Raw genomic sequence first — 23,906 nt, forward strand, 5'->3', positions numbered from 1 at the left:
TCCAATGTCTAAGACAAACACAATCCCGCCCATCCCCGTCGCGCCGACGGCCGATTCCTTGCTGAAGATGCGCATCAAGCACACGCGCGTCACTGAGGTGATGACCGAACTTAGGACGCTCATCTACCCCGGGAGTCAAGACAGCCTTCTGCTTGTCTGTGGCCCGACCGGCGTGGGTAAGAGCACACTTGCCGGCTACATGGTCGACCAGGCAGTACAAGATGCAGCGCCAGAGATGGAGGCCGACGCTGGGCTGATTCCGGCTGTCTTCGTCGAGGCGCCGGCCTCGGGCGAAAATGAGTTTTCTTGGCGACTGTTCTACAGCCGCATCCTCGCCCAGCTCGATGGCGGGCTTGCCATGCCCAAAGCCGCTTTTGGTGTCGATGTTGAGACCGGGCGAATGGTTCGACCCCGGGGCGCAGCAGGCAACAGCTTGGCAGCGTTGCGCACGGCGGTCGAGCGTGCCTTGCAGGCCCGACGAACACAATTCCTGGTCATTGATGAGGCGGCCCACATCATCCGGCAGACCAGTACGAAGCGGCTCGAGATCCAACTGGACACGCTGAAATCCCTGGCCAATGCGTGTGGGGTGCAGATGGTGTTGGTGGGTTCATACGATCTCTACCAACTCATGAGCCTGTCAGGTCAGCTGGCCCGCCGCAGCCACGTGCTGCACTTCGAGCGCTATCGGCAAGACCAGGATGCCGACGTCCGTACGTTCCGGGCCTGCGTTCACAAGTTCCAAAACACGCTCCCGCATCTGTGGGACGAGAAGCTGCTCCCCCATGTCGACGCGCTGCACGAGAACGCATTGGGATGCATCGGCACGCTGAGTGCTGTCTTGACTCGGGCCGCGAAACTTGCCGAGCACGCAGGTGAGTGGTCGGTGGATGTACTGCGCCGGTCTCTGCTGACCGAAGCACAGCGACAGCAGATTCTCGAAGAGATTCTGGAAGGGGAGGCGTCCATCAACCCTGGACTGACTCGCACGATGCCCAAGGTCCGGCGCTCTGGTGGTCGTCTTGAGAGGAGCGTTGCATGAACAAGGTGCTGAACCCGCGTTCGACCTTGCAAGCCTTGAGGCCGTCAGGCTGTGGCACGGCGGACGTCGAGAGCTTGCTCAGCTATTTTTGCCGGCTTGCGGTTTCACATGCTACATCGGTTGCCTTGCTAGCCAGGATTGTTGCAGACGCAATGGGTAGCGAGCTGAGGGAAGGTTTTGACTGGCACGAGCGGAACCTGTCAGGGGTGGGCGAAGCAGCACAAACCTGGGCGAGCAGCCTGTCCGCAATGACCGGCGTGGGAAATCTCGATCACCTGACGTTGAGCGTGTGGCGAGATGTCCTGGCCCCGACAGGCTTGGCTGCGTCAAGTGGTGGTCGCTGGTGCCCAGACTGCTTCGAGGAGGATCGCTTGCAAGGCGGGTCGCCATACTTCCGACTTGCCTGGGACGTTGGCGCTGTGAAGGCATGTGCCAAGCATGGCATGCGGCTGGTAGATGTCTGCCCGGACTGCGGTCGCACAGGGACCCGACACAGGGCGACTTACGTCGTCCCTGGGTGGTGCGCGCACTGCGGCGTGTTCCTGGGCCTTCATGCGAAGGCTCCGCGCTTGCTGGCGAGTTCCGGCGAGATCTGGGTCGCTGAGCAGGTCGGTCAGATGCTGGCGGCGCAAGCGAGTTTGAATGGACCGCCACAGCGGCGTCGATTGCAGGAAGCCATTCGGGATCTTGTCGCCCGTCTGGATGGCGGGAAAGGTGCGTTGTTCGCCAAGCGGATCGAGGTCAGTAAGGGAACTGTGCACTACTGGACGCGTGGAGAGACGATTCCGACAATGACCGCCTGTCTGCGGATCTCCGCAAATTCCGGCTTGCCGCTGATGAAACTCTTGACGGGAGATCTGACGGAGTGGGCGGTTCCGGGCGAGATTGCGCAACTGGATCTTGATCTGGGAGGCAGGGGCGGACGCGAGTCTAGGCGCGAGCTCGACTGGGAGCGTATCCACCGGGAACTTCAGCGGTACGCGCGGTTGCCGAGTCCGGTCAGTGTGGCCGAAGTGGCGCGGCAGTTGGAGCTCGATGCCCGTCAGTTGTACTTGAAGGCGAACGCCGAGACTCGGTTGCTGGGTGAGCGATGGAAGACCTATGAAAAGCGCAGAGCGGAGGCTTCGCATGCCAAAGCTCGGTCATATGTCGAAGCCGCTTGCCGCTCCCTGAGGCAGGAGGGGCGTGCACTCAACATGCGAGAAGTACAAGCACGGGTGCCACGAGAAGTGCTGGGCACAGTCGAGCATCTGTTCGACATGCTGAAGGACATCAAGCTGGAGGGCGGGAGCTGACCTACCATGCACCGAAAATTACTTTGGTATCGCCCCGAACTTTACTTTGGTATCCGCTAGGAATTTCGTCCTAAGCTGTTGATAAAAAAGAAAAAGCCGACTTGAAATCAAGTCGGCTTTTTTGCGGCCAAAACACCGCTGTGCTAGTGCCGTTTGGTGACCAACCTTTAAGCCTATCATCGCTAAGCGATGAAAGCATAATGTGGCCCATCAACCGATTAAGCATAAGCCGGCCATTTGGCCAACTTATGTTTAACGGCACATGATTTCAGCTGACGTTGCTGAACGGAATTTGGTGGAGCCGGGGGGAATTGAACCCCCGTCCGCAAGCCCTCCGCAACCAGTTCTACATGCGTAGTCGATTTATTTGGTTTTAACTTTGGACTTAGCCAACCGACAGGCCGGACCAAAGCGATTCACGTAATTTAAATCTGAGCCGTGTGACCCCAGCGCAGACCGATTCCTTGTGAATGTCGCTGCTGCGGTTCGAGGGTTACCCCCCTAGGAAGTTGCCTTCCTCCGCCTGACCCAAGGACAGATCAGTGCAGCGGCTCACCGCTTAAGCGGCGAGAGCGAAACGCTCGTCGTTGGCGTTTGTAGTGTTCCAGTGGTTTAACGAGCGTACTGGTGCTCGGCATGCCCTGAGTTGTTTCGCGACCCACGTCGAATCCGGATCGGCCCCAAGACCTTCCATTGTACTGCAAACGCAGCAGCCTGCCATCCTGCAAATCCAGGCCGTCAAAGCGTGGCAGGGGCGAGACAGACATCGCGTCAGGCCGCGTTGGCGCACGCCGCCTTGGACTGACGCCGGCCGCGCGACGCCGCCATCATCAGCGCGGCCAGGCCCACGGAAATCGCCACGATGACGGCCGCGGCGGCGCCGAGCGTCGCCAGGCCGTAGTGGTCGATGACGTTCCCGCCAACCACCGCGCCCAGGCCGATGCCGATGTTCGCGCCGGAGATGTTCAGGGACGCGGCAAACGCGGGCGCCTCGGGGGCGGACTTCATCAGCCGCACGTGGCAAACGATGAAGAGCGCGGCCTGGGCGATGCCCCAGGTTCCCAGCGCGACTGCCAGCAGGCCGTGCGACTGCATGACCGGCGCGACGAATGCCAGGCCCGCCGCCATCAGCGACGAGAACAGGGCCGTGGCGCCGAGCGGGCTGCGGTCCACGAGGCGTCCGCCCAGCGTGTTGCCCACCAGTCCGACGGCGCCGAACGCCATCATCGTCCAGCCCACGGTCTTGCCGTCGAAGCCGCCCAGCCGCTCCAGCATGTCAGCCAGGTAGGTATAGGCGGTGAACATGCCGGTGAACACCAGCAGCGACAGCAGCACGTGGCTCACCACCATGGGATTGCGCAGGATGCGCAACTGTGTGACCAGGCGCACGCTGTCGGCGCGGATGCGCGTGCTGGGGAAGGTCAGGAACAGCAGCAGGGCCTTGGCAAACGCCACTACGGACAGCACCCAGAACGCGGCGCGCCATCCGAACGCGTCCGAGATCAGCACACCGATCGGAATGCCGAACACGGTGGCGGCCACGATGCCGAACGCCACCGTCGAAATGGCGCGTCCGGCGCGCGCGGGGCCCACCAGTTCCACGGCGGTGGCGCTGGCCAGCGACCAGAACACGGGCAGGGCCAGCGCCGGCACAAAGCGGGCGATCGCCATGACCCAGATATTGGGCGCCACGGCCGCCAGCGCATTGGACAGGCCGAACAGCACCAGCACCCCGATGAACAGGCGCTTGCGCTCCATGTTGGCCATCAGGGCGGTGAGCAGGGGGCCGGTCGCCGCGACCGTGAAGGCAAACAGCGTCACCAGGAGGCCCGCCTGGGATACGGTCACGTCCAGGTCGCGGGCAAGGCCGGGCAGCAGGCCCACGATCAGGAACTCGGTGGTCAGAATGGTGAAGCCGGCAGCGGAAAGTAGCAGGATGGGCAAAAGCATAGGCATTCCTTGGACGCGAGGCCGGATGGCGCCGCGCGGGCAGGGAGTTGAAGGCAAGGTCAAAAGGTCTGGCGTGCGCCGCGTTAATGTGGCGGGGCACGGTGCGGCGGGACGCGCAGGTCCGTCAGCACGGAGATGTCGTTGCGGCCTGGAGAGGGGCTGCAACGCCGGCATGCGCCGGAAACGGGGCGATCCGGACAACCCGGATCGCGATGCACGGTTCACACTTTAGGGGAGATCGCCGGCCGGATAAAGCCCCGGCATCCGGATAGATTGTTCGGTCACCCGCACTAATGGGACCGGACAATCGCGAGCAGCAGCGGCGCAATCAGCGAGGAGGCCGCTCATCAAAAAGCGGCATGGCCGACGGCCGCGCGGGCCGGCCGGCGGCCCGTGCTTCGCATTCAGCGCAGGTCGCGGGGCAGCAGCGGTTCGATGGCGGACCACAATTCCGCCGGCGAATTGGCGCAGGTTTCCGCCTGCCAGGCAATGACGTTGTCGTCTTCGCCGACGTAGCCATAGGCCGCGGCCACGGCGGGCATGCCCGCCGCGTGGGCCGCCTGGATATCGCGCAGGTCGTCGCCAACATAGACGCAGCGATCGGTCCCAAAGCCGGCTTCGCGCGCGGCGTGCTGCAAGGGCAGGGGATGCGGCTTGGCGTGGGCCGTGGTGTCGCCGCAGACCAGCACGGCGCTGTCGCGCGTCAGGTCCAGGAATTCGACGATGGGCAAGGTCAGGTAGGTGACCTTGTTGGTGACGATGCCCCAGGACATGCCGCGGTCGCGGATGTCGGCCAGCAGCTCTTCGATCCCGGGGAACAGCTTGCTGTGCACCGTCGAGCTGGCGGCGTAGTCTTCCAGGAATTGCAGGCGGGTGGGCTCGTAATCCGGATGGCCGGGTTGCAGGTCCAGTGCAACGCGCAACAGTCCGCGCGCACCCTGGGATGCGACGGGACGCAGCGCTTCATATGCCATCGGCTCCAGGCCGCGGCGGGTACGCTGACGGTTTGCGGCGGCTGCCAGGTCGGGGGCGGTGTCGGCCAGGGTGCCGTCGAAATCGAACAGAATCAGGGCGCTCATTTACGGGTAGCCATCAGATAGTTGACCGAGGTGTCGGAAGTCAGCGAGTAGATCTGGGTGATCGGGTTGTATTCCATGCCGCGCATGCTCACCGGTTCCAGCGCGGCGCCGCGCGCCGCCGCCGACAGTTCGCTCGGCTTGATGAACTGGTCGTAGGTATGGGTGCCACGGGGCAGGAGGCGCAAGACGTATTCCGCGCCGATGATCGCGAACACGAAAGACTTGGCGTTGCGGTTCAACGTGGAAAAGAACACCCAGCCGCCGGGTTTCACCAGCGTCGAGCAGGCGCGCACGATCGAGGCCGGATCCGGCACGTGCTCCAGCATTTCCATGCAGGTCACCACGTCGTACTGGCCCGGCTGCTCGGCCGCCAGTTCCTCGACAGGCACCTTGCGGTACTCCACCTTCACGCCCGATTCCAGGCCGTGCAGGCGCGCGATCTTCAGGGATTTGTCGGCCAGGTCGATGCCCGTCACGTCGGCGCCGCTGCGGGCCATGGCTTCCGACAGGATGCCACCGCCGCAACCCACGTCCAGCACCTTGCGGCCGGCCAGGCTGCCCGCGCATTCCTGAATCCATTCCAGCCGCAGCGGATTGATGGCGTGCAGCGGCTTGAACTCGCTTTCGGGGTCCCACCAGCGGCTGGCCAGGGCGCTGAACTTGTCGATTTCGGCCTGATCGGCGTTGACGGAGGCTTGCGCGGTGTCGTGAGTTTGCGTGTTCATGGGCGGTCCGGCGTAAGGCTGCTCTATATATAGAGGGGTCCAGCGCGCTAGGCGAGGAGGCTGCTCGATGATGCACCAGATGGGTGCATCGCAGGCGAAAAAAAGGGCCTCGCTATGCGAGGCCCCCTTATTGTAGCTAGTCCGGCAATTACTTGCGGCTACCCACGATTTCGATCTCAACGCGACGGTTCTGGGCGCGGCCTTCCTTCGTCTTGTTGGAAGCGATCGGCTGCAGTTCGCCCTTGCCTTCCGTATAGATACGGTTGGGGTCGATGCCCAGGCTGACCAGGTAAGCCTTAACCGAAGCGGCGCGGCGCTCGGACAGCTTCTGGTTGTACTGTTCGGTACCGATCGAGTCGGTGTGGCCGACGGCGATGATGGTTTCCAGATCGATGGTGCTGGCTTGCTGAGCGACTTGCTGCAGCAGCTGGCGGCCTTCGGGCTTCAGGGTCGACTTGTCGAAGTCGAAGAACGTGTCAGCATTGAACACGACCTTTGCCGCCATCGGGGCCGGCTTCGCCTTCTGTTGGGCAACCGGGACGCCGTCGCAACCGGGAATACCGGTGGCCGGGGTCCAGAAGGCATCGCGCCAGCACAGTTCGTTCGTGCCGTTCTTCCAAACGTTACCGAACGGGTTGCGCCAGTTGTCCACGGTTTGCGCGGAAGCTACACCAGAGGCCGTGACGGCGGCGAAGGCGAGCGCCAGAGCGAATTTGGAGGGTTTGTTCATGTTTCTCCTCGTTGAGCTTGAAGCTGGATAAGTGACTCGCAGCGAACCCCCGCCGCATATCAGGAAAACGGGGCCAGTATAGCAACGCCAAGAGCTGGTTCAAAGGAATAGCTACTGGGTTTCCTGCGTGCTGGAAACAATCTTAAGGCATTTGGGGGCCTTTGGCTTCCCTGGACAGGCGCATTAATGCTGGATATGACGTTTTCGGCACTCCTGCCGTTTCCCATGTTGGTTTTTGACAACAGGGCTGGAGGGCGCGGGTGGGCGTGGCCGGGCGGCGTTTCTGGCCGATCCGTTGCGGCCCGCTTGCGGCGCCTTCGGGCGGCCCTTCGGACCGGTCCCTCAATCGAATGATAGAATTTCCTGTTTACCCGGCTCGGGTTCCTCCTTACACGGTTCTGTCGTTATATATATGGATTCCTTTGCCAAGGAGACGCTTCCGGTATCGCTGGAAGAAGAGATGCGCCGCAGTTACCTCGATTACGCGATGAGCGTGATCGTCGGTCGGGCGCTACCGGATGTGCGGGACGGCTTGAAGCCCGTCCACCGGCGCGTGCTCTACGCGATGCACGAGCTGAACAACGATTGGAATCGCGCCTATAAGAAGTCGGCGCGTATCGTCGGGGACGTCATCGGTAAGTACCACCCCCACGGCGACCAGTCCGTTTACGACACCATTGTCCGCATGGCGCAGGATTTCTCCATGCGCTACATGCTGGTCGACGGCCAGGGCAACTTCGGTTCCATCGACGGCGATAACGCCGCGGCGATGCGTTACACCGAAATCCGCCTGGCCAAGATCGCCCACGAGCTGTTGGCCGACATCGACCAGGAAACCGTCGATTTTGGGCCCAACTATGACGGCAGCGAGCAGGAACCGCTGCTGCTGCCGTCGCGCCTGCCCAACCTGCTGGTCAACGGCAGCTCCGGCATCGCGGTGGGCATGGCCACCAACATTCCGCCGCACAACCTCCAGGAAGTGGTCGACGGCTGCCTGTATTGCCTGCGCAATCCGGCGTGCACGGTCGATGAGCTGATCGAGCTCATCCCGGCGCCGGACTTCCCCACGGGCGGCATCATCTACGGCATGTCCGGCGTGCGGGAAGGCTATCGCACGGGTCGCGGCCGCGTCATCATGCGCGCCAAGACGCACTTCGAAGACATGGAGAAGGGCAATCGCCAGGCGATCGTGATCGACGCGATTCCCTACCAGGTCAATAAGAAGACGCTGCAGGAACGTATTGCCGAGCTGGTCAACGACAAGAAGATCGAAGGCATTTCGGACATCCGCGACGAGTCGGACAAGGACGGCATGCGCCTTGTCATCGAACTCAAGCGCGGCGAAGTGCCTGAGGTCGTGCTGAACAACCTCTACAAGAACACGCAGCTGCAGGACACCTTCGGGATGAACCTGGTGGCGCTGGTCGACGGCCAGCCCCGCCTGCTCAACCTGAAGCAGATGATCGACTACTTCCTGCAGCATCGCCGGGAAGTGGTCACGCGCCGCACGGTGTTCCAGTTGCGCAAGGCCCGCGAGCGCGGCCACGTGCTGGAAGGCCTGGCGGTGGCGCTGGCCAATATCGACGATTTCATCGCGATCATCAAGGCGGCCCCGACCCCGCCGGTCGCCCGTCAGGAACTGATGGCGAAGTCCTGGGATTCGTCGCTGGTGCGCGAAATGCTGTCGCGCGCCGACGGCGACACGCCGGGCGGCCGCGCGGCCTTCCGCCCGGACGACCTGGGCGTCGAGTTCGGTCTCCAGGGCGACGGCATGTACCGCCTGAGCGATACGCAGGCTCAGGAAATCCTGAACATGCGCCTGCAACGCCTGACCGGGCTGGAGCAGGACAAGATCGTCGGCGAGTACAAGGACATCATGTCCACGATCGCCGACCTGCTCGACATCCTGGCCCGTCCGGAGCGCATCACGTCCATCATCAGTGAAGAGCTGCAGGCCATCAAGGCGGAGTTCTCGACTGGCGCCAAGGACTCGCGCCGTTCGGAAATCGAACTGAACGCGACGGAACTCGATACCGAAGACCTGATCACGCCGACCGACATGGTCGTGACGTTGTCGCACGGCGGCTACATCAAGAGCCAGCCGCTGTCCGAGTACCGCTCGCAAAAGCGTGGCGGTCGCGGCAAGCAGGCCACGGCCATGAAGGAAAACGACTGGATCGACCAGCTCTTCATCGCCAACACGCACGACTTCCTGCTGTGCTTCTCGAACCGCGGCCGCGTGTACTGGCTGAAGGTCTGGGAAGTGCCGCAAGGCACGCGCAATTCGCGCGGCAAGCCCATCGTCAACATGTTCCCGCTGGCCGACGGCGAGAAGATCACGGTGGTGCTGCCGGTCAAGGAATTCAGCGAAGACCACTTCGTCTTCATGGCGACCTCGCGCGGCACGGTCAAGAAGACCCCGCTGTCCGACTTCTCCAACCCGCGCAAGGCAGGCATCATCGCCGTCGACCTTGACGATGGCGACTACCTGATCGGCGCTGATCTCACTGACGGCAAGCACGACGTCATGCTGTTCTCGGACGCCGGCAAGGCCGTGCGCTTCGACGAAAACGACGTGCGCCCGATGGGCCGCAACGCCCGCGGCGTGCGCGGCATGATGCTCGAGGACACGCAGACGGTCATCGCGCTGCTGGTCGCCGGCGACGAGACGCAGACGGTGCTGACCGCCACGGAAAACGGCTACGGCAAGCGCACGCCGATCGCGGAGTACACGCGTCACGGCCGCGGCACGAAGGGCATGATCGCCATCCAGACCACGTCGCGTAACGGCAAGGTGGTGGGCGCTGTGCTGGTCACGCCTACCGATGAAATCATGCTCATCACCACCGGCGGCGTTCTGGTGCGCACCCGCGTCGCGGAAATCCGCGAAATGGGCCGCGCGACGCAGGGCGTCACGCTGATCAACGTCGACGACGGCAGCACGCTGTCCGGCGTGCGCCGTGTCGTCGAAAGCGATGCGGACGATGACGGCGAACTGGACGAAGACGGCCAGGAAACCGGTGGCGACGACAGCAGCGACGCAGCAGATTCGACGGAACCTACGGAGCAATAATGGCCCGCCCCTGGAACTTCTCGGCTGGCCCCTCGGTCTTGCCCGAGGTGGTGCTGCAGCAAGCCGCTGCAGAAATGCTGGACTGGCACGGCAGCGGCATGTCCGTGATGGAAATGAGCCATCGCGGCAAGCATTTCGTGCAGATCTGCGATGAAGCAGAGTCCGATCTGCGTGACTTGCTAGGCCTGCCGGCCGATTACGCCGTCATGTTCATGCAAGGCGGCGGTTCCGGGGAAAACGCCATCGTCCCCATGAATCTCATGGGACGACGCGGCGCGCCTGCCGCGGATTTCGTCGTGACGGGCCATTGGTCCAAGCGTTCGTACAAGGAAGCCGGCCGCTACGGCAGCACGCACATTGCGGCCAGCTCCGACCACGCCACCCAGATCGACGGCCGCGAGCAGGGGCCGCTGACCTGGGTGCCGCCGGCCAACACCTGGCAGGTGCGCAAGGAATCGGCCTACCTGCACCTGTGCAGCAACGAAACCATCGGTGGCGTCGAGTTTCTGGACTGGCCCGACACCGCCGATCTCGGCGCGCCTGACGTGCCGCTGGTCATCGATGCCTCGTCGCATTTCCTGTCGCGCCCGATGGACGTGTCGCGCTGCGGCATGATGTACGCCGGCGCGCAGAAGAACGCCGGCCCGGCCGGTGTCACCATGGTCATCGCGCGCCGCGACCTGATTGGCCAGGCCTTGCCGATCTGCCCCTCGGCGTTTGACTACGCCAACGTGGCGGCCGAACACTCGCGCTACAACACCCCGCCCACCTTTGCGATCTACATCGCGGGCCTGGTGTTCAAGTGGGTCAAGGCCAACGGCGGCGTGGCCGGCATGGAAGCGGCCAACAAGGCCAAGGCCGATCTGCTGTACGGCTACCTGGATAGCACCAGCTTCTACCGCAATCCCATCCACGCACCCGTGCGTTCGCGCATGAACGTGCCGTTCGTGCTGCATGACGAGTCGCTCAACGACGCCTTCCTGAAGGGCGCCGAGGCAGCGGGCCTCACGCAGTTGAAGGGCCACAAGAGCGTGGGCGGCATGCGCGCCTCCATCTACAACGCGCTGCCGCTCGAAGGGGTGACGGCGCTGGTCGAGTACCTGAAGGAATTTGAGCGCCGCCATGGATGAAGAGCTGCAGCGCAAGCTGCTTCCCCTGCGCAAGCGCATCGATGACCTCGATGCGCAGATCCTCGATCTTCTGTCGCAGCGCGCGCGCGCCGCGCTGGAAGTGGGCGAGGCCAAGCACGCCGCGCACGCCGATGGCCCGGTGCTGCGCCCCGAGCGCGAGGCTGAGGTCATCCGCCGTCTGCAGCAGATCAATCCCGGACCCTTTCCCAACGCCGGCGTGGCGTCGGTCTGGACCGAAATCATCTCCGCATGCCGGGGCCTGGAACGCGGCATGACGGTCGCGTTTCTGGGGCCGCAGGGCTCGTTCTCGGAACAGGCCGCGCTGGAGCATTTTGGCCATGCGGTCCAGAAGCTGCCTTGCGCCTCGTTCGACGAGGTCTTCCGGGCCGTCGAGGCCGGCCAGGCAGACGTGGGCATGGTGCCCGTGGAAAACTCCACCGAAGGCGCCGTCAACCGCAGCCTGGACCTGCTGCTCAACACCCCGGTCAAGATCCTGGGCGAGCGTTCGCTCGTCATTCGCCATTGCCTGATGTCGCAGTCGGGCGGCATGGACGGCATCAAGACCATTTCCGCGCACCCGCAGGCGCTGGCCCAGTGCCAGGGCTGGCTGACGCGCAACTATCCCGACGTCGAGCGCGTGGCCGCGGCCAGCAATTCCGAGGCGGCGCGCGCTGCCGCGTCGGATGCAAGCATTGCCGCCATTGCCGGCGAAGTGGCCGCGCCCGCCTGGAACCTGCAGATCGTCGCCGCAGGCATCCAGGACGACCCGCATAACCGCACCCGCTTCCTGGCGATCGGCAACATCGAGCCGCTGGTCAGCGGCAAGGACAAGACCAGCCTGATTCTGGCGGTGCCGAACCGCGCGGGCGCCGTCTATGAAATGCTGGCGCCCCTGGCCGCCAATGGCGTGTCGATGACGCGTTTCGAGTCGCGCCCCGCGCGCACCGGCCAGTGGGAATACTATTTCTACGTAGACGTCCTGGGTCATCGGAACGACCCGAATGTCGAGCGCGCCCTGGCGGCCTTGCAGGCACAGGTTGCCTACCTCAAAGTGCTGGGCTCGTACCCGGCGCAGTGAATTCCACATCATGACCCAAGCATCCAAGCCCCTCGTTGCCCCCGCGCACGTCAGCGCCATCGCCCCGTACCAGGCTGGCAAGCCGATCGAAAAACTGGCCCGCGAGTTCGGCCTGGATCCGGCAACCATCGTCAAGCTGGCCTCCAACGAAAACCCCCTGGGCATGCCCAAGTCGGCGCGCGCGGCCATGCTGGCCGCCGCCGAATCGCTGGCGCGCTATCCGGACCCCAATGGTTTTGACCTGAAGGCGGCGCTTGCCGAACGCTACGGCGTGCCGATGAACTGGATCACGCTGGGCAACGGCTCGAACGACATCCTGGAAATCGCCGCGCTGGCGCTGTTGGAACCGGGCGCCTCGGCGGTGTATGCGCAGCATTCGTTTGCGGTTTACCGCCTGGCCACGCAGGCGCGCGGCGCGCGCCATATCGTGGTGCCGGCCGTTGACCACGGCCACGACCTGGATGCCATGTTCGACGCGATCGCCGACGACACGCGTCTGGTGTTCATCGCCAACCCGAACAACCCCACCGGCACCTTCGTGCCGGGCGACAAGATCGCCGACTTCCTGGAACGCGTGCATGCCGCGCATGGCGACCGCGTCACGGTCGTGCTGGACGAGGCCTACAACGAATACCTGGACCCGGAATTCCGCTTCGACAGCACCGCGCTGGCGCGCCAGTATCCCAACCTGATCGTGTCGCGCACGTTCTCCAAGGCCTACGGCCTGGCGGGCCTGCGCGTGGGCTTCTCGGTCGCGCAGCCTGGCCTGACCGATCTGCTCAACCGCGTGCGCCAGCCGTTCAACGTCAACACGCTGGCCCAGGCCGCGGCCATCGCCGCGCTGGGCGACGCCGCCTACCTGGAAGAAGCCTACGCCTCCAACAAGGCGGGCAAGGCCCAGCTCTGCGCCGCGTTCGATAAGCTGAATCTGCGTTACGTGCCCAGCTACGGCAACTTCGTGCTGGTGCACGTGGGCGACGCGCCGCGCATCAATCTTGAACTCCTCAAGCGCGGCGTCATCGTGCGTCCCGTCGCGGGCGACGGCCTGCCGGAGTGGCTGCGCGTGTCCATCGGACTGCCTCAAGAAATCGCCCGATTCATCGACGCCCTGACCGCCATCCTGACCGCATGAACGACGCGTTACCTTCTTCCGATCAGGGGGCCGCGGGCCCCCTGATTCCTGTATTGGCCGTGGTTGGCGTCGGTTTGATCGGCGGTTCTTTTGCGGCAGCCTTGCGGCAGGCAGGGCAGGTGGGCAAGGTGTTGGGCGTGGGGCGCAATGCGCAGTCGCTCGAACGCGCCGTCGCGCTGGGCCTCATCGACGAGGCTGTGACGGCCGAAGCTGCGGCGGCCCAGGCGGACCTCATCATGCTGGCCACACCGGTCGGCGGCCTGACGAACGTGCTGTCGCAGATGCGGCCGCACCTTTCGCCGGGGGCCGTGCTGACCGACGGCGGCAGCACGAAGGCCGAAGTGGTCGAGGCGGCGCGCGCTGCGCTGGGCGATCGCATTGGCCAGTTTGTGCCGGGCCATCCCATTGCGGGCGCCGAGCGCACCGGGCCGGAGGCCGCGGATGCGGGCCTCTATCGCGGACGTACTGTCATCCTTACGCCCGTGGCGGAAAACGCCGCCGCGGCCATGGCGCTGGTGCGCCGGGCGTGGCAGGCCTGCGGCGCGGACGTCATCGACATGGATGCCGCCGCGCACGATCGCGTGCTTGCGTCGGTCAGCCATCTACCGCACCTGCTGTCGTCGGTGTATATGGAACAGGTGGCCACGGCCGCCGACGCCGCGACCCGGCTGGAACTGGCGGGCAGCGGGTTTCGTGACTTCACTCGTATCGCCGCCGGATCGCCCGAGATGTGGCGCGACATCTTTCTGTCCAACCGCGACGCGATGCTGGCCGAAGTGGCCGCGGTGCGCGGCGTGCTGGACCGTGCCGAGCGCGCCATCGCCGATGGCGACGGCGAGGCTCTGCTGACGTTGCTGGACACGGCGGCGCGTGCGCGCCGTGGCTGGCGCAAGGAGTAGCTGAATGGGCGCTTTGCCTTACCTCGATCTGCCGCGCGTGCGGCGCGCGCAAGGCACGATGGCCTTGCCCGGATCCAAGAGCATTTCCAACCGCGTGCTGCTGCTGTCGGCCATTGCCGAAGGCACGACGGTCATCACCGGCCTGCTGGACTCCGATGACACCCGCGTGATGCTGGCCGCGTTGCGCCAGTTGGGCGTGCAGGTGTCCGACCTGGAAGCAGGGCGCGTCACGGTGCAGGGCGTGCGCCGCTTCCCGGTCGAAAGCGCCGACCTCTTCATGGGCAATGCGGGCACCGCGATCCGCCCGTTGACGGCGGCGCTGGCGCTCATGGGCGGCGACTACCGGCTGTCCGGCGTGCCGCGCATGCACGAGCGCCCAATCGGCGATCTGGTCGACGCCTTGAACGCGCTGGGCGCGCGCGTCGACTATCTCGGCCAGCCGGGCTATCCGCCGCTGCACATCGGCCGCGGCGACATCGCTGAAAACGCCGTGACCCGCGTGCAGGGTTCGGTGTCCAGCCAGTTCCTGACCGCCTTGCTGCTGGCTGCGCCGCTGCAGGCCGCGCGCAGCGGCAAGCCCGTCACCATCGAGGTCGCGGGCGAGCTGATTTCCAAGCCCTACATCGAGATCACGCTGAACCTGATGGCGCGCTTTGGCGTGCTGGTGCAGCGGGATGGCTGGAGCCGTTTCGTCGTGGACGCTGGCGCGGCTTATCGCAGCCCGGCGCAGATCGGGGTGGAAGGGGACGCATCGACGGCGTCGTATTTCCTGGCGCTGGGCGCCATTGGCGGCGGCCCCGTGCGCGTGACCGGCATTGGTGCCGACAGCATCCAGGGCGACGTGGGGTTCGCCAGCACGCTGGCCGACATGGACGCCAAGGTCACCTATGGTCCAGACTGGATTGAAGTCTCGGGCGTGCAGGTTGCGGACGGCGAGCTTCTGCGCGCCTTCGACACCGATTTCAACCTGATTCCCGACGCCGCGATGACAGCCGCGGCGCTGGCCCTGTATGCCGACGGCCCTTGCCGGCTGCGCAACATCGGCAGCTGGCGCGTCAAGGAGACGGACCGCATTCATGCCATGCAGACCGAGCTGGAAAAGCTTGGCGCGCAGGTCGAGTCCGGCCCCGATTGGCTGCGTGTGACGCCGCCGGCGCAGGGCGCCTGGCGCGATGCGCATATCGGCACCTGGGACGACCACCGCATGGCGATGTGCTTTTCGCTGGCGGCATTCGGGCCGGCCGCGGTCCGCATTCTCGATCCCGGTTGTGTCAGCAAGACCTTCCCGGGTTACTTTGACGTCTACGCCGGCCTGGTTTCGGCCTAGCGCTGCATGGCATCCATGACTTTGACTGCTTCAACTTCCGCTTCCCTGGCCCCGGTCATCACGATCGACGGCCCCACCGCGTCCGGCAAGGGCACCGTGGCCCATCGCGTCGCCAAGGCGCTGGGCTGGGCGGTGCTGGACAGCGGCGCGCTGTACCGGCTGACCGCGCTGGCCGCCATCAACCGCGGCGTGGCCGCCGAGGACGAGCCCGCCGTCGCGCGCGTGGCCGAAACGCTGGACGTGCGTTTTGACGGCCCCCATGTCTACCTCGAGGGCGCGGATGCCGGTCATGACATCCGCCGCGAGGAAGTGGGCAATTTCGCGTCCCGCGTGGCAGCTTTCCCTGGCGTTCGGCAGGCTTTGCTGGAGCGCCAGCGCGCCTTCCGGCTGCCGCCCGGCCTGGTTGCGGACGGCCGCGACATGGGCACCGTCGTGTTCCCGGACGCGTCCCTGAAGGTCTTCCTGGTCGCCGACGTCGTTGCCCGGGCGGAGAGGCGGCGTAAGCAGTTGATCGAAAAGGGAATTTCTGCTAATCTAGACGACCTTTTGCGGGATATGCGCGAGCGTGACGCGCGCGACACCGGGCGCGCCACTGCGCCGCTGGCCCCCGCAGCAGACGCACACGTGCTGGATTCGTCCAATCTGACGATCGCAGAAACGGTGCAGGCAATACTGGATTTCTGGCAGAACGCCAACCAGTGACGCTGCAGGCATTTTTTAAGCAGTTTTTTGATTAGGCCCTGCTCAAGCCAGGCGACTCCCCCACGGGCCACCCCGCAAGGGTCAGCCAGCCGGCAGGTATTTTGACTCCACTGTGGCGGGCAATCCGCTGCGGTGTGTTCTTAACGGCCATTTCGGCCCAATGGATTTCAACCCCATGTCTTCCGTTTCCACTACCGCCACCGGCGGCGAAAGCTTCGCCGACCTTTTCGCACAAAGCCTCAAGAGCCAGGACATGAAGTCCGGCGAGGTCATCAGCGCCGAAGTCGTGCGCGTCGACCACAATTTCGTCGTCGTCAACGCCGGCCTGAAGTCCGAAGCGCTGATCCCCCTGGAAGAGTTCCTGAACGACCAGGGCGAGCTCGAAGTGCAACCTGGCGATTTCGTCTCGGTGGCCATCGATTCCCTGGAAAACGGCTACGGCGACACCATCCTGTCACGTGACCGCGCCAAGCGCCTGTCGGCCTGGCTGCAACTGGAAAAGGCCCTGGAGAACGGCGAACTGGTTACCGGCACCATCACCGGCAAGGTGAAGGGCGGCCTGACCGTCATGACCAACGGCATCCGCGCGTTCCTGCCGGGTTCGCTGGTGGACCTGCGTCCGGTCAAGGACACCACCCCGTACGAAGGCAAAACCCTCGAATTCAAGGTCATCAAGCTCGACCGCAAGCGCAACAACGTTGTGCTGTCGCGTCGCCAAGTGCTGGAAGCCAGCATGGGCGAAGAGCGTCAAAAGCTGCTCGAAACCCTGCACGAAGGTGCCGTGGTCAAGGGCGTGGTCAAGAACATCACCGACTACGGCGCGTTCGTCGACCTGGGCGGCATCGATGGCCTGCTGCACATCACCGACATGGCCTGGCGCCGTGTGCGTCACCCCTCCGAAGTCCTGCAAGTGGGTCAGGAAGTCGAAGCCAAGGTTCTCAAGTTCGACCAGGAAAAGAGCCGCGTCTCCCTGGGCGTCAAGCAGCTTGGCGAAGATCCGTGGGTGGGCCTGGCTCGCCGCTACCCGCAAGGCACCCGCCTGTTCGGCAAGGTCACGAACCTGACCGACTACGGCGCGTTCGTTGAAGTCGAAGCCGGCATCGAAGGCCTGGTCCACGTGTCCGAAATGGACTGGACCAACAAGAACGTCGACCCACGCAAGGTTGTGACCCTGGGCGAAGAAGTCGAAGTCATGGTCCTGGAAATCGACGAAGACCGTCGCCGTATTTCGCTGGGCATGAAGCAATGCCGCCAGAACCCGTGGGAAGAGTTCGCCACGAACTTCAAGCGTGGTGACAAGGTCCGCGGCGCCATCAAGTCGATCACCGACTTCGGCGTGTTCGTCGGCCTGCCCGGCGGCATCGACGGCCTGGTTCACCTGTCCGACCTGTCGTGGGCCGAAGCTGGTGAAGAAGCCGTGCGCAACTTCAAGAAGGGTGACGAAATCGAAGCCGTGGTTCTGGGCATCGACACCGACAAGGAACGCATCTCGCTGGGCATCAAGCAGCTGGAAGGCGACCCCTTCAACAACTTCGTCGCCACGTTTGACAAGGGCGCCGTTGTTCCGGGCACCATCAAGTCCGTCGAAGCCAAGGGCGCCGTCGTGACGCTGTCCGTGGACGTCGAAGGCTACCTGCGCGCTTCCGAGATCTCCTCGGGCCGCGTCGAAGATGCCACCACCGTGCTGAACGCCGGCGAAAACATCGAAGCCATGATCGTCAACATCGACCGCAAGACGCGTTCGATCCAGCTGTCGATCAAGGCCCGTGACAACGCCGAAACCGCCGACACGATCCAGCGCATGTCTGATGCCAGCGCTTCGTCCGGCACCACCAACCTCGGCGCGCTGCTGAAGGCCAAGCTGGACCAACAGCGCAACGACGGTTAATTCGTGACCAAGTCGGAGCTGATCGCCGCCTTGGCGGCCCGCTATCCTCAGCTGGCCGCCCGCGACACCGATTACGCGGTCAAGACCGTACTGGATGCAATGACCCAGGCCCTGGCCTCGGGTCAGCGCATCGAGATCCGCGGTTTTGGCAGCTTCTCGTTGTCGCAACGGTCACCCCGTGTCGGTCGCAATCCCAAATCCGGCGAGCAGGTGCTGGTGCCTGGCAAACAGGTGCCGCACTTCAAGGCGGGCAAGGAATTGCGTGAACGGGTTGACCTGGTCGGCGGCAATGACGAGGACGCTCAATCCTCTGGATCGAGCGAGTCGATGCCGTCTTCCATGGCAGGTTTGCACGCCATGCACTGACGCGTCGGCCAGGCAGGGCTGCCTTCGGGCAGATCGGACCGCGAACGAAGCCCCTTGAGAAATCAAGGGGCTTTGTTTTTGTGGCGCCGGTTCATGCATACGCCTGGCGCTGGCAAGGGCGTGCCGTGCTCCGCCTTGGGGCTTTTTTTTCTCTCGTCATGAAGACGTCGCTTACAATTGACGGTCTCGAATCATCTGGAGCATGCGCCATGCGCTATCTCGTCTGGGCCCTGCGATTGCTCGTCTTTGTTGCGGTGTTGATGTTCGCCTTGAAGAACACCGACCCCGTCGCCGTGAAGTTCTACGCGGACTACGTCGTCCAGGATGTCCCGCTGATCGTCGTCATGCTGGTCGTGTTCGTGCTTGGCGCGCTGTTCGGGCTGCTGCTGACCGTGCCCGCCGCGCTGCGCCGCCGCCGCGAGGCCATCCGCCTGCGCCGCGAACTGGATCGCATCCAGGCCGCCGCCAACGGCACCACGCCTGTCGTGCCGCCCGAAGCCGTCGCTCCGATGTCGCCGCTGTGACATCGCGACGCCTTTTTTGCGCCGCCTTTTTTTGCACCGCCTTTTTTTGCACCGATTACCGCGTGAGTCCGAATAGTGGATTTTGAACCTTGGTGGTTGATATTCGTCCCGGTGCTGTTCGCGCTGGGCTGGCTGGCCGCGCGTTTCGATATCCGGCAGATGCTGCGCGAAACCCGCAGCCTGCCAGACTCGTATTTCCGCGGACTGAACTTCCTGCTCAATGAAGAGCCTGACCGCGCCATCGATGCGTTCGTCGAAGTCGCCAAGCTGGACCCGGAAACCACGGAGCTGCACTTTGCCTTGGGCAGCCTCTTTCGCCGCCGCGGCGAAATGGAGCGCGCCATCCGCGTGCACCAGAGCCTGCTGAATCGTTCCGACCTGCCGCAGGCCGAACGCGAGCACGCGCAGCACGAGCTGGCGCAGGACTTCCTGAAGGCAGGGATGCTGGACCGCGCCGAAAGCGGTTTCGAACAGCTCAAGGACACGCGCTACGCCTTGCCTGCGCTGCGCTCGCTGATCCGCATTTATGAATCCGAACACGATTGGCCGCGTGCGATCGAGGCCGTCAAGACCCTGCAGGGTCTGATCGACGAGCCCGTCCCGCAAATCGTGCATTACTACTGCGAACAGGCGCAGACCGCGCTCGCGGCCAAGCCCGCCGACGTCGAGGCCGCGCACAAGGCGCTGGACGCGGCGGACCACGCGCTGTCCACCACCGAGGCCGCCTCGAGCAAGGGCGCCAAGGTGCGCACCGCCATGCTGCGCGCGCGCCTGGCGCTGATCGAGCAGGATCCGAAGCGCGAACGGCTGTATCTGGAATCGGTCATGACCGACGCGTCCGAATACGCCGGGCTGGTGGGCGAGCAGTTGCTGGCGAACTACCGCAACGCCAATCAGGCGGCCGCGGGCCTGGAATTCCTGCAAAAGCAGTACGGCCGCCATGCGTCCCTGGACCTCTTCAATGTGGTGTTCCGGGAATTGCGCGTGCAGCAGGGCGCCGCCACCGCTTGGGCCTTTGCCCGCGGCGCGCTGCGCAGCCATCCTTCGCTGCTGGGCCTGGATCGCCTGCTGGAGGCCGAGCTCGCCAACGGCGACAGCGATGGCGATCACGGTCCGGTGCCGGGCGCCGACCTGACGCTGCTGCGCAGCCTGATTCACAAGCATACGCAACGGCTCGATCGCTACGCTTGCCGCAATTGCGGTTTTCAAGCGCGTCGCTTTTACTGGCAATGCCCCGGCTGCAACGCCTGGGAAACCTATGCGCCGCGCCGTCTGGAAGAACTTGAATGAACTCTTTTCCCGCCGAAGCCATTTCGCGTAGCCGCGTGCTCGTGGTTGGCGACGTCATGCTGGACCGCTACTGGTTCGGCGAAGTCGAACGCATCTCGCCCGAGGCGCCGGTGCCGGTCGTGCGGGTCGCACGGCGCGAAGACCGCCTGGGCGGCGCCGCCAACGTGGCGCGCAACGTCGCGGCCCTGGGCGGGCATGTGACGCTGGTCGGCGTGCTGGGCCAGGACGAAGCCGGCGACAGCGTCCGGCGCCTGGCCACCGAGGCCGGCATCCAGGGCGACCTGATTGCCGACAACGAACTGCACACCACGCTGAAGATGCGCGTGCTGGGCCGCCAGCAGCAGCTGCTGCGCGTGGATTTCGAACAGCATCCCTCGCAGGCGTCGCTGGACGCCGTGGACGCGGCCCTGGCGCGCCACATGGCCAACCACGACATCGTCGTCCTGTCGGACTACGCCAAAGGCGTACTGACGCGGGTCGAGTCGCTGATTGCACTGGCGCGCAATGCGGGCATCCCGGTGCTGGTGGACCCCAAGGGCGACGACTATTCGCGCTATCGCGGCGCGACGCTGGTCACGCCCAATCGCTCGGAGATGCAGCAGGCGGTTGGCCGCTGGACGTCCGAAGCCGAATTGACCGATCGCGCGCAGCGTCTGCGCGCCGATCTGGACCTGGAAGCCTTGCTCGTGACGCGGTCCGAGCAGGGCATGACTTTGTTTTCCGATGCGGGACGCGACCACACCGACGCGCAGGCGCACGAAGTGTTCGACGTGTCCGGCGCGGGCGACACCGTGCTGGCCACGCTGGCGGTCACGCGCGCCATCGGCCTGCCGTGGGCCGAGGCCATGGGCTGGGCCAACAAGGCCGGCGGCATTGCCGTGGGCAAGCTGGGCACGTCCGTCGTTACCGCCGCGGAATTGGCAGGAGAATCCTCATGATCGTCGTTACCGGAGCCGCTGGCTTCATTGGCAGCAACCTGGTTCGCGGGCTCAACCGCCGCGGCATCGAAGACATCATTGCCGTCGATGACCTGACCGAGGGCGACAAATTCGTCAATCTGGTCGACTGCAAGATCGCCGACTACATGGACAAGGACGACTTCCGCCGCCGCGTCGCGGACGGCAGCCTGCCCGAAATCCGCGCGGTGCTGCATCAGGGCGCGTGCTCGGACACGACTGAGCGCAACGGCCGCTTCATGCTGGACAACAACTATCGCGTCACGCTGGAACTCTTCGAGTTCTGCCAGGCGCGCCGCGTGCCGTTCCTGTATGCGTCCTCCGCGGCTGTGTACGGCGGCTCGACGACCTACGTCGAGCATCCCGACAACGAAGGTCCGCTGAACGTCTACGGCTATTCCAAGCTGCTGTTCGACCAGGTGCTGCGCAAGCGCATGGACAGCCTGACGGCGCAGGTCGTCGGCCTGCGGTATTTCAATGTGTACGGCCCGCACGAGCAGCACAAGGGCCGCATGGCCTCGGTGGCCTTCCACAACATGAACCAGTTCCTGGAGCACGGGCACGTGCGCCTCTTTGCGGGCTGGGACGGCTACGTGGATGGCGGCCAGAGCCGCGACTTCATCTCGGTCGAGGACGTGGTGGCGGTGAATCTGCATTTCCTGGATCACCCCGAGCAATCCGGCATTTTCAATTGCGGCACGGGCAAGGCGCAGCCCTTCAACGACGTGGCGGCGGCCGTGGTGAACACGCTGCGCGCCGAACGCGGTGAGGCCGAGCTGACGCTGGCCCAGTTGGCCGAGCTGGGCCTGATCCGCTACATCCCGTTCCCGGACGACCTCAAGGGCCGTTACCAGAGCTACACGCAGGCCGACGTCACGCAGCTTCGGGCAGCCGGTTTTGCCGCGCCGATGCGCGACGTGCAGACGGGCGTGGCCGAATACGTGCGCTACTGGCGCGCCCGGAAGTAACCCGTCCCGCGGGCAACGCGACCACGAAAACCACCGCAATGCGGTGGTTTTTTTTGACCGCGTGGGCGGCCACGTAGTTGCCGGGGTGGATGTTTTGGTTCACCGGCCGGGCACAGGGTGGCACCGGCACCGATGATGGGAACAGGGCGCGGCAACCGTCGCGTCCGGAACCGTCAGGAGAGCCGCATGAACCCCTTCGTCCACTCCACCGTTGCCCGCAACCTGCCGTCGGCGCCATGGCGCCGCGCGCGTCCGGCCGCCGTGCCTGCATGCCAGCGCAAGCGCCACCGTGTTCTGCGGCGGGCGCTTGGCGCCTTGCTGCTGTCCGCCGGCCTGGGCGTGGCCGCGCCGCCCGCCCACGCGGTGGACATCAACCAGGCCACCGCGGCCCAGCTTGAAGGCGTGCGAGGCATCGGCCCGCGCACCGCCGAAATCATCGTGCGCGAACGCGAGCGCGGCGGCGGTTTTGAATCGCTCGACGATCTGACCGAGCGCGTGCGCGGCATCGGCCAGAAAAAGGCCCAGGCGTTGCAGGCGGCGGGGCTGACCATCGGTGCGGCGGGTGCTGCGGGCACAGCGACCAGGCCCCCGGCAGCCGCAGGAGGGGCAGGTGCGGCAGCGGCGGGCCGGCCGGCGCCGGGCAAGGCGCCTACGGCCAATTCGGCCCGGCCGTCCACCGGGACCACGGCGCCCGCGCGTGCCAAGCCCTGAGCCCGCCACCAGGGAGCCCATGGCGCGTGCGCGGCCTTTGGGGCCGCGCGGCGCCGGGCGGAGTTATGATCGACCGCATGACTACTACCTACCCCACTATCGAGCAGACCGTCGGCAACACGCCCCTGGTGCGCCTGCAGCGCATTCCTGGGGCGGCGGGCGACGCGCGCGGCAATGTCATCCTGGCCAAGCTGGAAGGCAACAACCCGGCGGGATCCGTAAAGGATCGCCCGGCCTTGTCGATGATCCAGCGCGCGGAAGAGCGCGGCGACATCAAGCCGGGCGACACCCTCATTGAGGCCACCAGCGGCAACACCGGCATCGCGCTGGCCATGGCGGCCGCCATGAAGGGCTACCGCATGATTCTGATCATGCCGGATAACCTGTCCGTGGAACGGCGTGCAGCCATGGCGGCCTATGGCGCGGAACTGATCCTGACGCCGGCCGACAAGGGCGGCATGGAATACGCCCGCGACCTCGCCACCGAGATGCAGGCCGACGGCCGTGGCGTGGTGCTGGACCAGTTCGCCAACCCGGACAATCCGCGCGCGCACATTGAAACCACGGGCCCGGAACTCTGGAATCAGACGGAAGGACGCATCACGCACTTCGTCAGCGCGATGGGCACCACGGGCACGATCATGGGCGTGTCGACCTATCTCAAGTCCCGAAACCCCGCCGTGCAGGTGGTGGGCGCGCAGCCGGCCGAAGGCTCGCAGATTCCTGGCATCCGCAAGTGGCCCGAGGCATACCTGCCCAAGATCTTTGATCGCAGCCGCGTGGACGCCTACGAATCCATCCAGCAGACCGAGGCCGAAGTCATGGCACGGCGGCTGGCCGCCGAGGAAGGCATCTTCGGCGGGATCTCGTCCGCCGGCGCACTGGTTGCGGCTCTGCGGGTTGCCGAGCGCGTCAACGATGCGACCATCGTGTTCATCGTGTGCGACCGCGGCGATCGCTACCTGTCGACCGGCGTTTTCAACTGATACGCGAGGCTGAAAAGCGGGGCTGAAAAGCCGCGCTGAAAAGCGGCGTGGCCCG

The 23,906-nt window shown here is 64.9% G+C and carries 21 protein-coding genes and 1 other RNA gene; 17 read left to right on the forward strand and 5 right to left on the reverse strand.

The features are described from left to right. Nucleotides 1-4 precede the first annotated feature (4 nt). Both CLM73_RS07310 and CLM73_RS07315 read left to right on the forward strand, forming a co-directional pair. Complete coding sequence (locus tag CLM73_RS07310; RefSeq protein WP_105237918.1) at nt 5-1,042, forward strand: AAA family ATPase; 1,038 nt, start codon at nt 5-7, stop codon at nt 1,040-1,042. Continuing rightward, nucleotides 1,039-2,337 (forward strand): TniQ family protein, encoded by a 1,299-nt coding sequence (locus CLM73_RS07315; protein ID WP_105237919.1) that lies wholly within the window; start codon nt 1,039-1,041, stop codon nt 2,335-2,337. The genes CLM73_RS07310 and CLM73_RS07315 overlap by 4 nt, the downstream gene beginning before the upstream one ends. Nucleotides 2,338-2,630: 293 nt before the next feature. Here the strand turns inward: CLM73_RS07315 and ssrA are convergent. The 5 genes from ssrA to ompA form a co-directional block, all read right to left on the reverse strand. Further along, nucleotides 2,631-3,019, reverse strand: a transfer-messenger RNA (tmRNA) gene (ssrA, locus tag CLM73_RS07320). A gap of 89 nt (nt 3,020-3,108) precedes the next feature. Further along, nucleotides 3,109-4,287: an MFS transporter gene (locus tag CLM73_RS07325; protein ID WP_105237920.1), complete on the reverse strand. Its 1,179-nt coding sequence runs from the start codon at nt 4,285-4,287 to the stop codon at nt 3,109-3,111. Between the two features lie 404 nt (nt 4,288-4,691). Next, entirely contained in the window at nt 4,692-5,366 is a 675-nt protein-coding gene (locus CLM73_RS07330) for an HAD-IA family hydrolase (RefSeq protein ID WP_105237921.1), read from the reverse strand. Then, nucleotides 5,363-6,091 (reverse strand): bifunctional 2-polyprenyl-6-hydroxyphenol methylase/3-demethylubiquinol 3-O-methyltransferase UbiG, encoded by a 729-nt coding sequence (gene ubiG / locus CLM73_RS07335; RefSeq protein ID WP_105237922.1) that lies wholly within the window; start codon nt 6,089-6,091, stop codon nt 5,363-5,365. The genes CLM73_RS07330 and ubiG overlap by 4 nt, the downstream gene beginning before the upstream one ends. Nucleotides 6,092-6,239: 148 nt before the next feature. After that, on the reverse strand, nt 6,240-6,821 hold the full coding sequence (gene ompA, locus CLM73_RS07340) for an outer membrane protein OmpA (RefSeq protein WP_056322232.1): 582 nt from the start codon (nt 6,819-6,821) through the stop codon (nt 6,240-6,242). A 412-nt stretch (nt 6,822-7,233) separates the two neighbouring features. Between ompA and gyrA the strand changes: the two genes are divergently transcribed. The 15 genes from gyrA (at nt 7,234) to cysM (ending at nt 23,851) form a co-directional block, all read left to right on the forward strand. Further along, the gene (gyrA, locus tag CLM73_RS07345) at nt 7,234-9,894 is read left to right on the forward strand and encodes a DNA gyrase subunit A (protein ID WP_105237923.1); all 2,661 of its coding nucleotides are present in this window, start codon (nt 7,234-7,236) and stop codon (nt 9,892-9,894) included. Next, nucleotides 9,894-11,024: a 3-phosphoserine/phosphohydroxythreonine transaminase gene (serC, locus tag CLM73_RS07350; protein ID WP_199778264.1), complete on the forward strand. Its 1,131-nt coding sequence runs from the start codon at nt 9,894-9,896 to the stop codon at nt 11,022-11,024. The genes gyrA and serC overlap by 1 nt, the downstream gene beginning before the upstream one ends. Continuing rightward, the gene (gene pheA / locus CLM73_RS07355) at nt 11,017-12,102 is read left to right on the forward strand and encodes a prephenate dehydratase (RefSeq protein ID WP_105237925.1); all 1,086 of its coding nucleotides are present in this window, start codon (nt 11,017-11,019) and stop codon (nt 12,100-12,102) included. The genes serC and pheA overlap by 8 nt, the downstream gene beginning before the upstream one ends. A 10-nt stretch (nt 12,103-12,112) precedes the next feature. Next, complete coding sequence (gene hisC / locus CLM73_RS07360; protein ID WP_105237926.1) at nt 12,113-13,234, forward strand: histidinol-phosphate transaminase; 1,122 nt, start codon at nt 12,113-12,115, stop codon at nt 13,232-13,234. Next, nucleotides 13,231-14,133, forward strand: coding sequence for a prephenate dehydrogenase (locus CLM73_RS07365; protein WP_105237927.1), 903 nt, complete (start codon nt 13,231-13,233; stop codon nt 14,131-14,133). The genes hisC and CLM73_RS07365 overlap by 4 nt, the downstream gene beginning before the upstream one ends. Before the next feature lie 4 nt (nt 14,134-14,137). Further along, nucleotides 14,138-15,460, forward strand: a complete 1,323-nt coding sequence (aroA, locus tag CLM73_RS07370; protein ID WP_105237928.1) for a 3-phosphoshikimate 1-carboxyvinyltransferase — start codon at nt 14,138-14,140, stop codon at nt 15,458-15,460. 21 nt (nt 15,461-15,481) lie between these two features. After that, nucleotides 15,482-16,162, forward strand: a complete 681-nt coding sequence (gene cmk, locus CLM73_RS07375) for a (d)CMP kinase (RefSeq protein WP_369818985.1) — start codon at nt 15,482-15,484, stop codon at nt 16,160-16,162. 175 nt (nt 16,163-16,337) lie between these two features. Continuing rightward, nucleotides 16,338-18,050, forward strand: coding sequence for a 30S ribosomal protein S1 (gene rpsA, locus CLM73_RS07380; protein ID WP_056569428.1), 1,713 nt, complete (start codon nt 16,338-16,340; stop codon nt 18,048-18,050). A 3-nt stretch (nt 18,051-18,053) separates the two neighbouring features. Then, complete coding sequence (locus tag CLM73_RS07385; protein ID WP_008164033.1) at nt 18,054-18,416, forward strand: integration host factor subunit beta; 363 nt, start codon at nt 18,054-18,056, stop codon at nt 18,414-18,416. A gap of 209 nt (nt 18,417-18,625) precedes the next feature. Then, nucleotides 18,626-18,940, forward strand: a complete 315-nt coding sequence (locus CLM73_RS07390) for a LapA family protein (protein WP_056567641.1) — start codon at nt 18,626-18,628, stop codon at nt 18,938-18,940. A 75-nt stretch (nt 18,941-19,015) separates the two neighbouring features. Then, complete coding sequence (lapB, locus tag CLM73_RS07395; RefSeq protein ID WP_105237930.1) at nt 19,016-20,230, forward strand: lipopolysaccharide assembly protein LapB; 1,215 nt, start codon at nt 19,016-19,018, stop codon at nt 20,228-20,230. Beyond that, a complete protein-coding gene (rfaE1, locus tag CLM73_RS07400; protein WP_056567635.1) occupies nt 20,227-21,168 on the forward strand; it encodes a D-glycero-beta-D-manno-heptose-7-phosphate kinase in 942 nt (313 codons plus the stop codon). The genes lapB and rfaE1 overlap by 4 nt, the downstream gene beginning before the upstream one ends. Beyond that, nucleotides 21,165-22,154, forward strand: a complete 990-nt coding sequence (gene rfaD / locus CLM73_RS07405; protein ID WP_105237931.1) for an ADP-glyceromanno-heptose 6-epimerase — start codon at nt 21,165-21,167, stop codon at nt 22,152-22,154. Before rfaE1 ends, rfaD begins: the two co-directional genes overlap by 4 nt. A 186-nt stretch (nt 22,155-22,340) precedes the next feature. Next, entirely contained in the window at nt 22,341-22,865 is a 525-nt protein-coding gene (locus CLM73_RS07410; protein ID WP_105237932.1) for a ComEA family DNA-binding protein, read from the forward strand. A 77-nt stretch (nt 22,866-22,942) separates the two neighbouring features. Next, entirely contained in the window at nt 22,943-23,851 is a 909-nt protein-coding gene (gene cysM, locus CLM73_RS07415; protein ID WP_105241410.1) for a cysteine synthase CysM, read from the forward strand. The last annotated feature ends 55 nt before the right edge of the window (nt 23,852-23,906 follow it).

This window comes from Achromobacter spanius, from assembly GCF_002966795.1.
Classification (GTDB): domain Bacteria; phylum Pseudomonadota; class Gammaproteobacteria; order Burkholderiales; family Burkholderiaceae_B; genus Achromobacter; species Achromobacter spanius_D.

What these genes read in the sequence shown, in the direction of transcription:
- CLM73_RS07365 (WP_105237927.1), top strand. Translation starts at nt 13,231, where the DNA reads ATGAACGACGCGTTACCTTCTTCCGATCAGGGGGCCGCGGGCCCCCTG.
- aroA (WP_105237928.1), top strand. Translation starts at nt 14,138, where the DNA reads ATGGGCGCTTTGCCTTACCTCGATCTGCCGCGCGTGCGGCGCGCGCAA.
- cysM (WP_105241410.1), top strand. Translation starts at nt 22,943, where the DNA reads ATGACTACTACCTACCCCACTATCGAGCAGACCGTCGGCAACACGCCC.
- CLM73_RS07410 (WP_105237932.1), top strand. Translation starts at nt 22,341, where the DNA reads ATGAACCCCTTCGTCCACTCCACCGTTGCCCGCAACCTGCCGTCGGCG.
- rfaD (WP_105237931.1), top strand. Translation starts at nt 21,165, where the DNA reads ATGATCGTCGTTACCGGAGCCGCTGGCTTCATTGGCAGCAACCTGGTT.
- ubiG (WP_105237922.1), bottom strand. Translation starts at nt 6,091, where the DNA reads ATGAACACGCAAACTCACGACACCGCGCAAGCCTCCGTCAACGCCGAT.
- CLM73_RS07390 (WP_056567641.1), top strand. Translation starts at nt 18,626, where the DNA reads ATGCGCTATCTCGTCTGGGCCCTGCGATTGCTCGTCTTTGTTGCGGTG.
- CLM73_RS07325 (WP_105237920.1), bottom strand. Translation starts at nt 4,287, where the DNA reads ATGCTTTTGCCCATCCTGCTACTTTCCGCTGCCGGCTTCACCATTCTG.
- rfaE1 (WP_056567635.1), top strand. Translation starts at nt 20,227, where the DNA reads ATGAACTCTTTTCCCGCCGAAGCCATTTCGCGTAGCCGCGTGCTCGTG.
- serC (WP_199778264.1), top strand. Translation starts at nt 9,894, where the DNA reads ATGGCCCGCCCCTGGAACTTCTCGGCTGGCCCCTCGGTCTTGCCCGAG.
- ompA (WP_056322232.1), bottom strand. Translation starts at nt 6,821, where the DNA reads ATGAACAAACCCTCCAAATTCGCTCTGGCGCTCGCCTTCGCCGCCGTC.
- rpsA (WP_056569428.1), top strand. Translation starts at nt 16,338, where the DNA reads ATGTCTTCCGTTTCCACTACCGCCACCGGCGGCGAAAGCTTCGCCGAC.
- CLM73_RS07330 (WP_105237921.1), bottom strand. Translation starts at nt 5,366, where the DNA reads ATGAGCGCCCTGATTCTGTTCGATTTCGACGGCACCCTGGCCGACACC.
- gyrA (WP_105237923.1), top strand. Translation starts at nt 7,234, where the DNA reads ATGGATTCCTTTGCCAAGGAGACGCTTCCGGTATCGCTGGAAGAAGAG.
- CLM73_RS07315 (WP_105237919.1), top strand. Translation starts at nt 1,039, where the DNA reads ATGAACAAGGTGCTGAACCCGCGTTCGACCTTGCAAGCCTTGAGGCCG.
- hisC (WP_105237926.1), top strand. Translation starts at nt 12,113, where the DNA reads ATGACCCAAGCATCCAAGCCCCTCGTTGCCCCCGCGCACGTCAGCGCC.
- pheA (WP_105237925.1), top strand. Translation starts at nt 11,017, where the DNA reads ATGGATGAAGAGCTGCAGCGCAAGCTGCTTCCCCTGCGCAAGCGCATC.
- CLM73_RS07310 (WP_105237918.1), top strand. Translation starts at nt 5, where the DNA reads ATGTCTAAGACAAACACAATCCCGCCCATCCCCGTCGCGCCGACGGCC.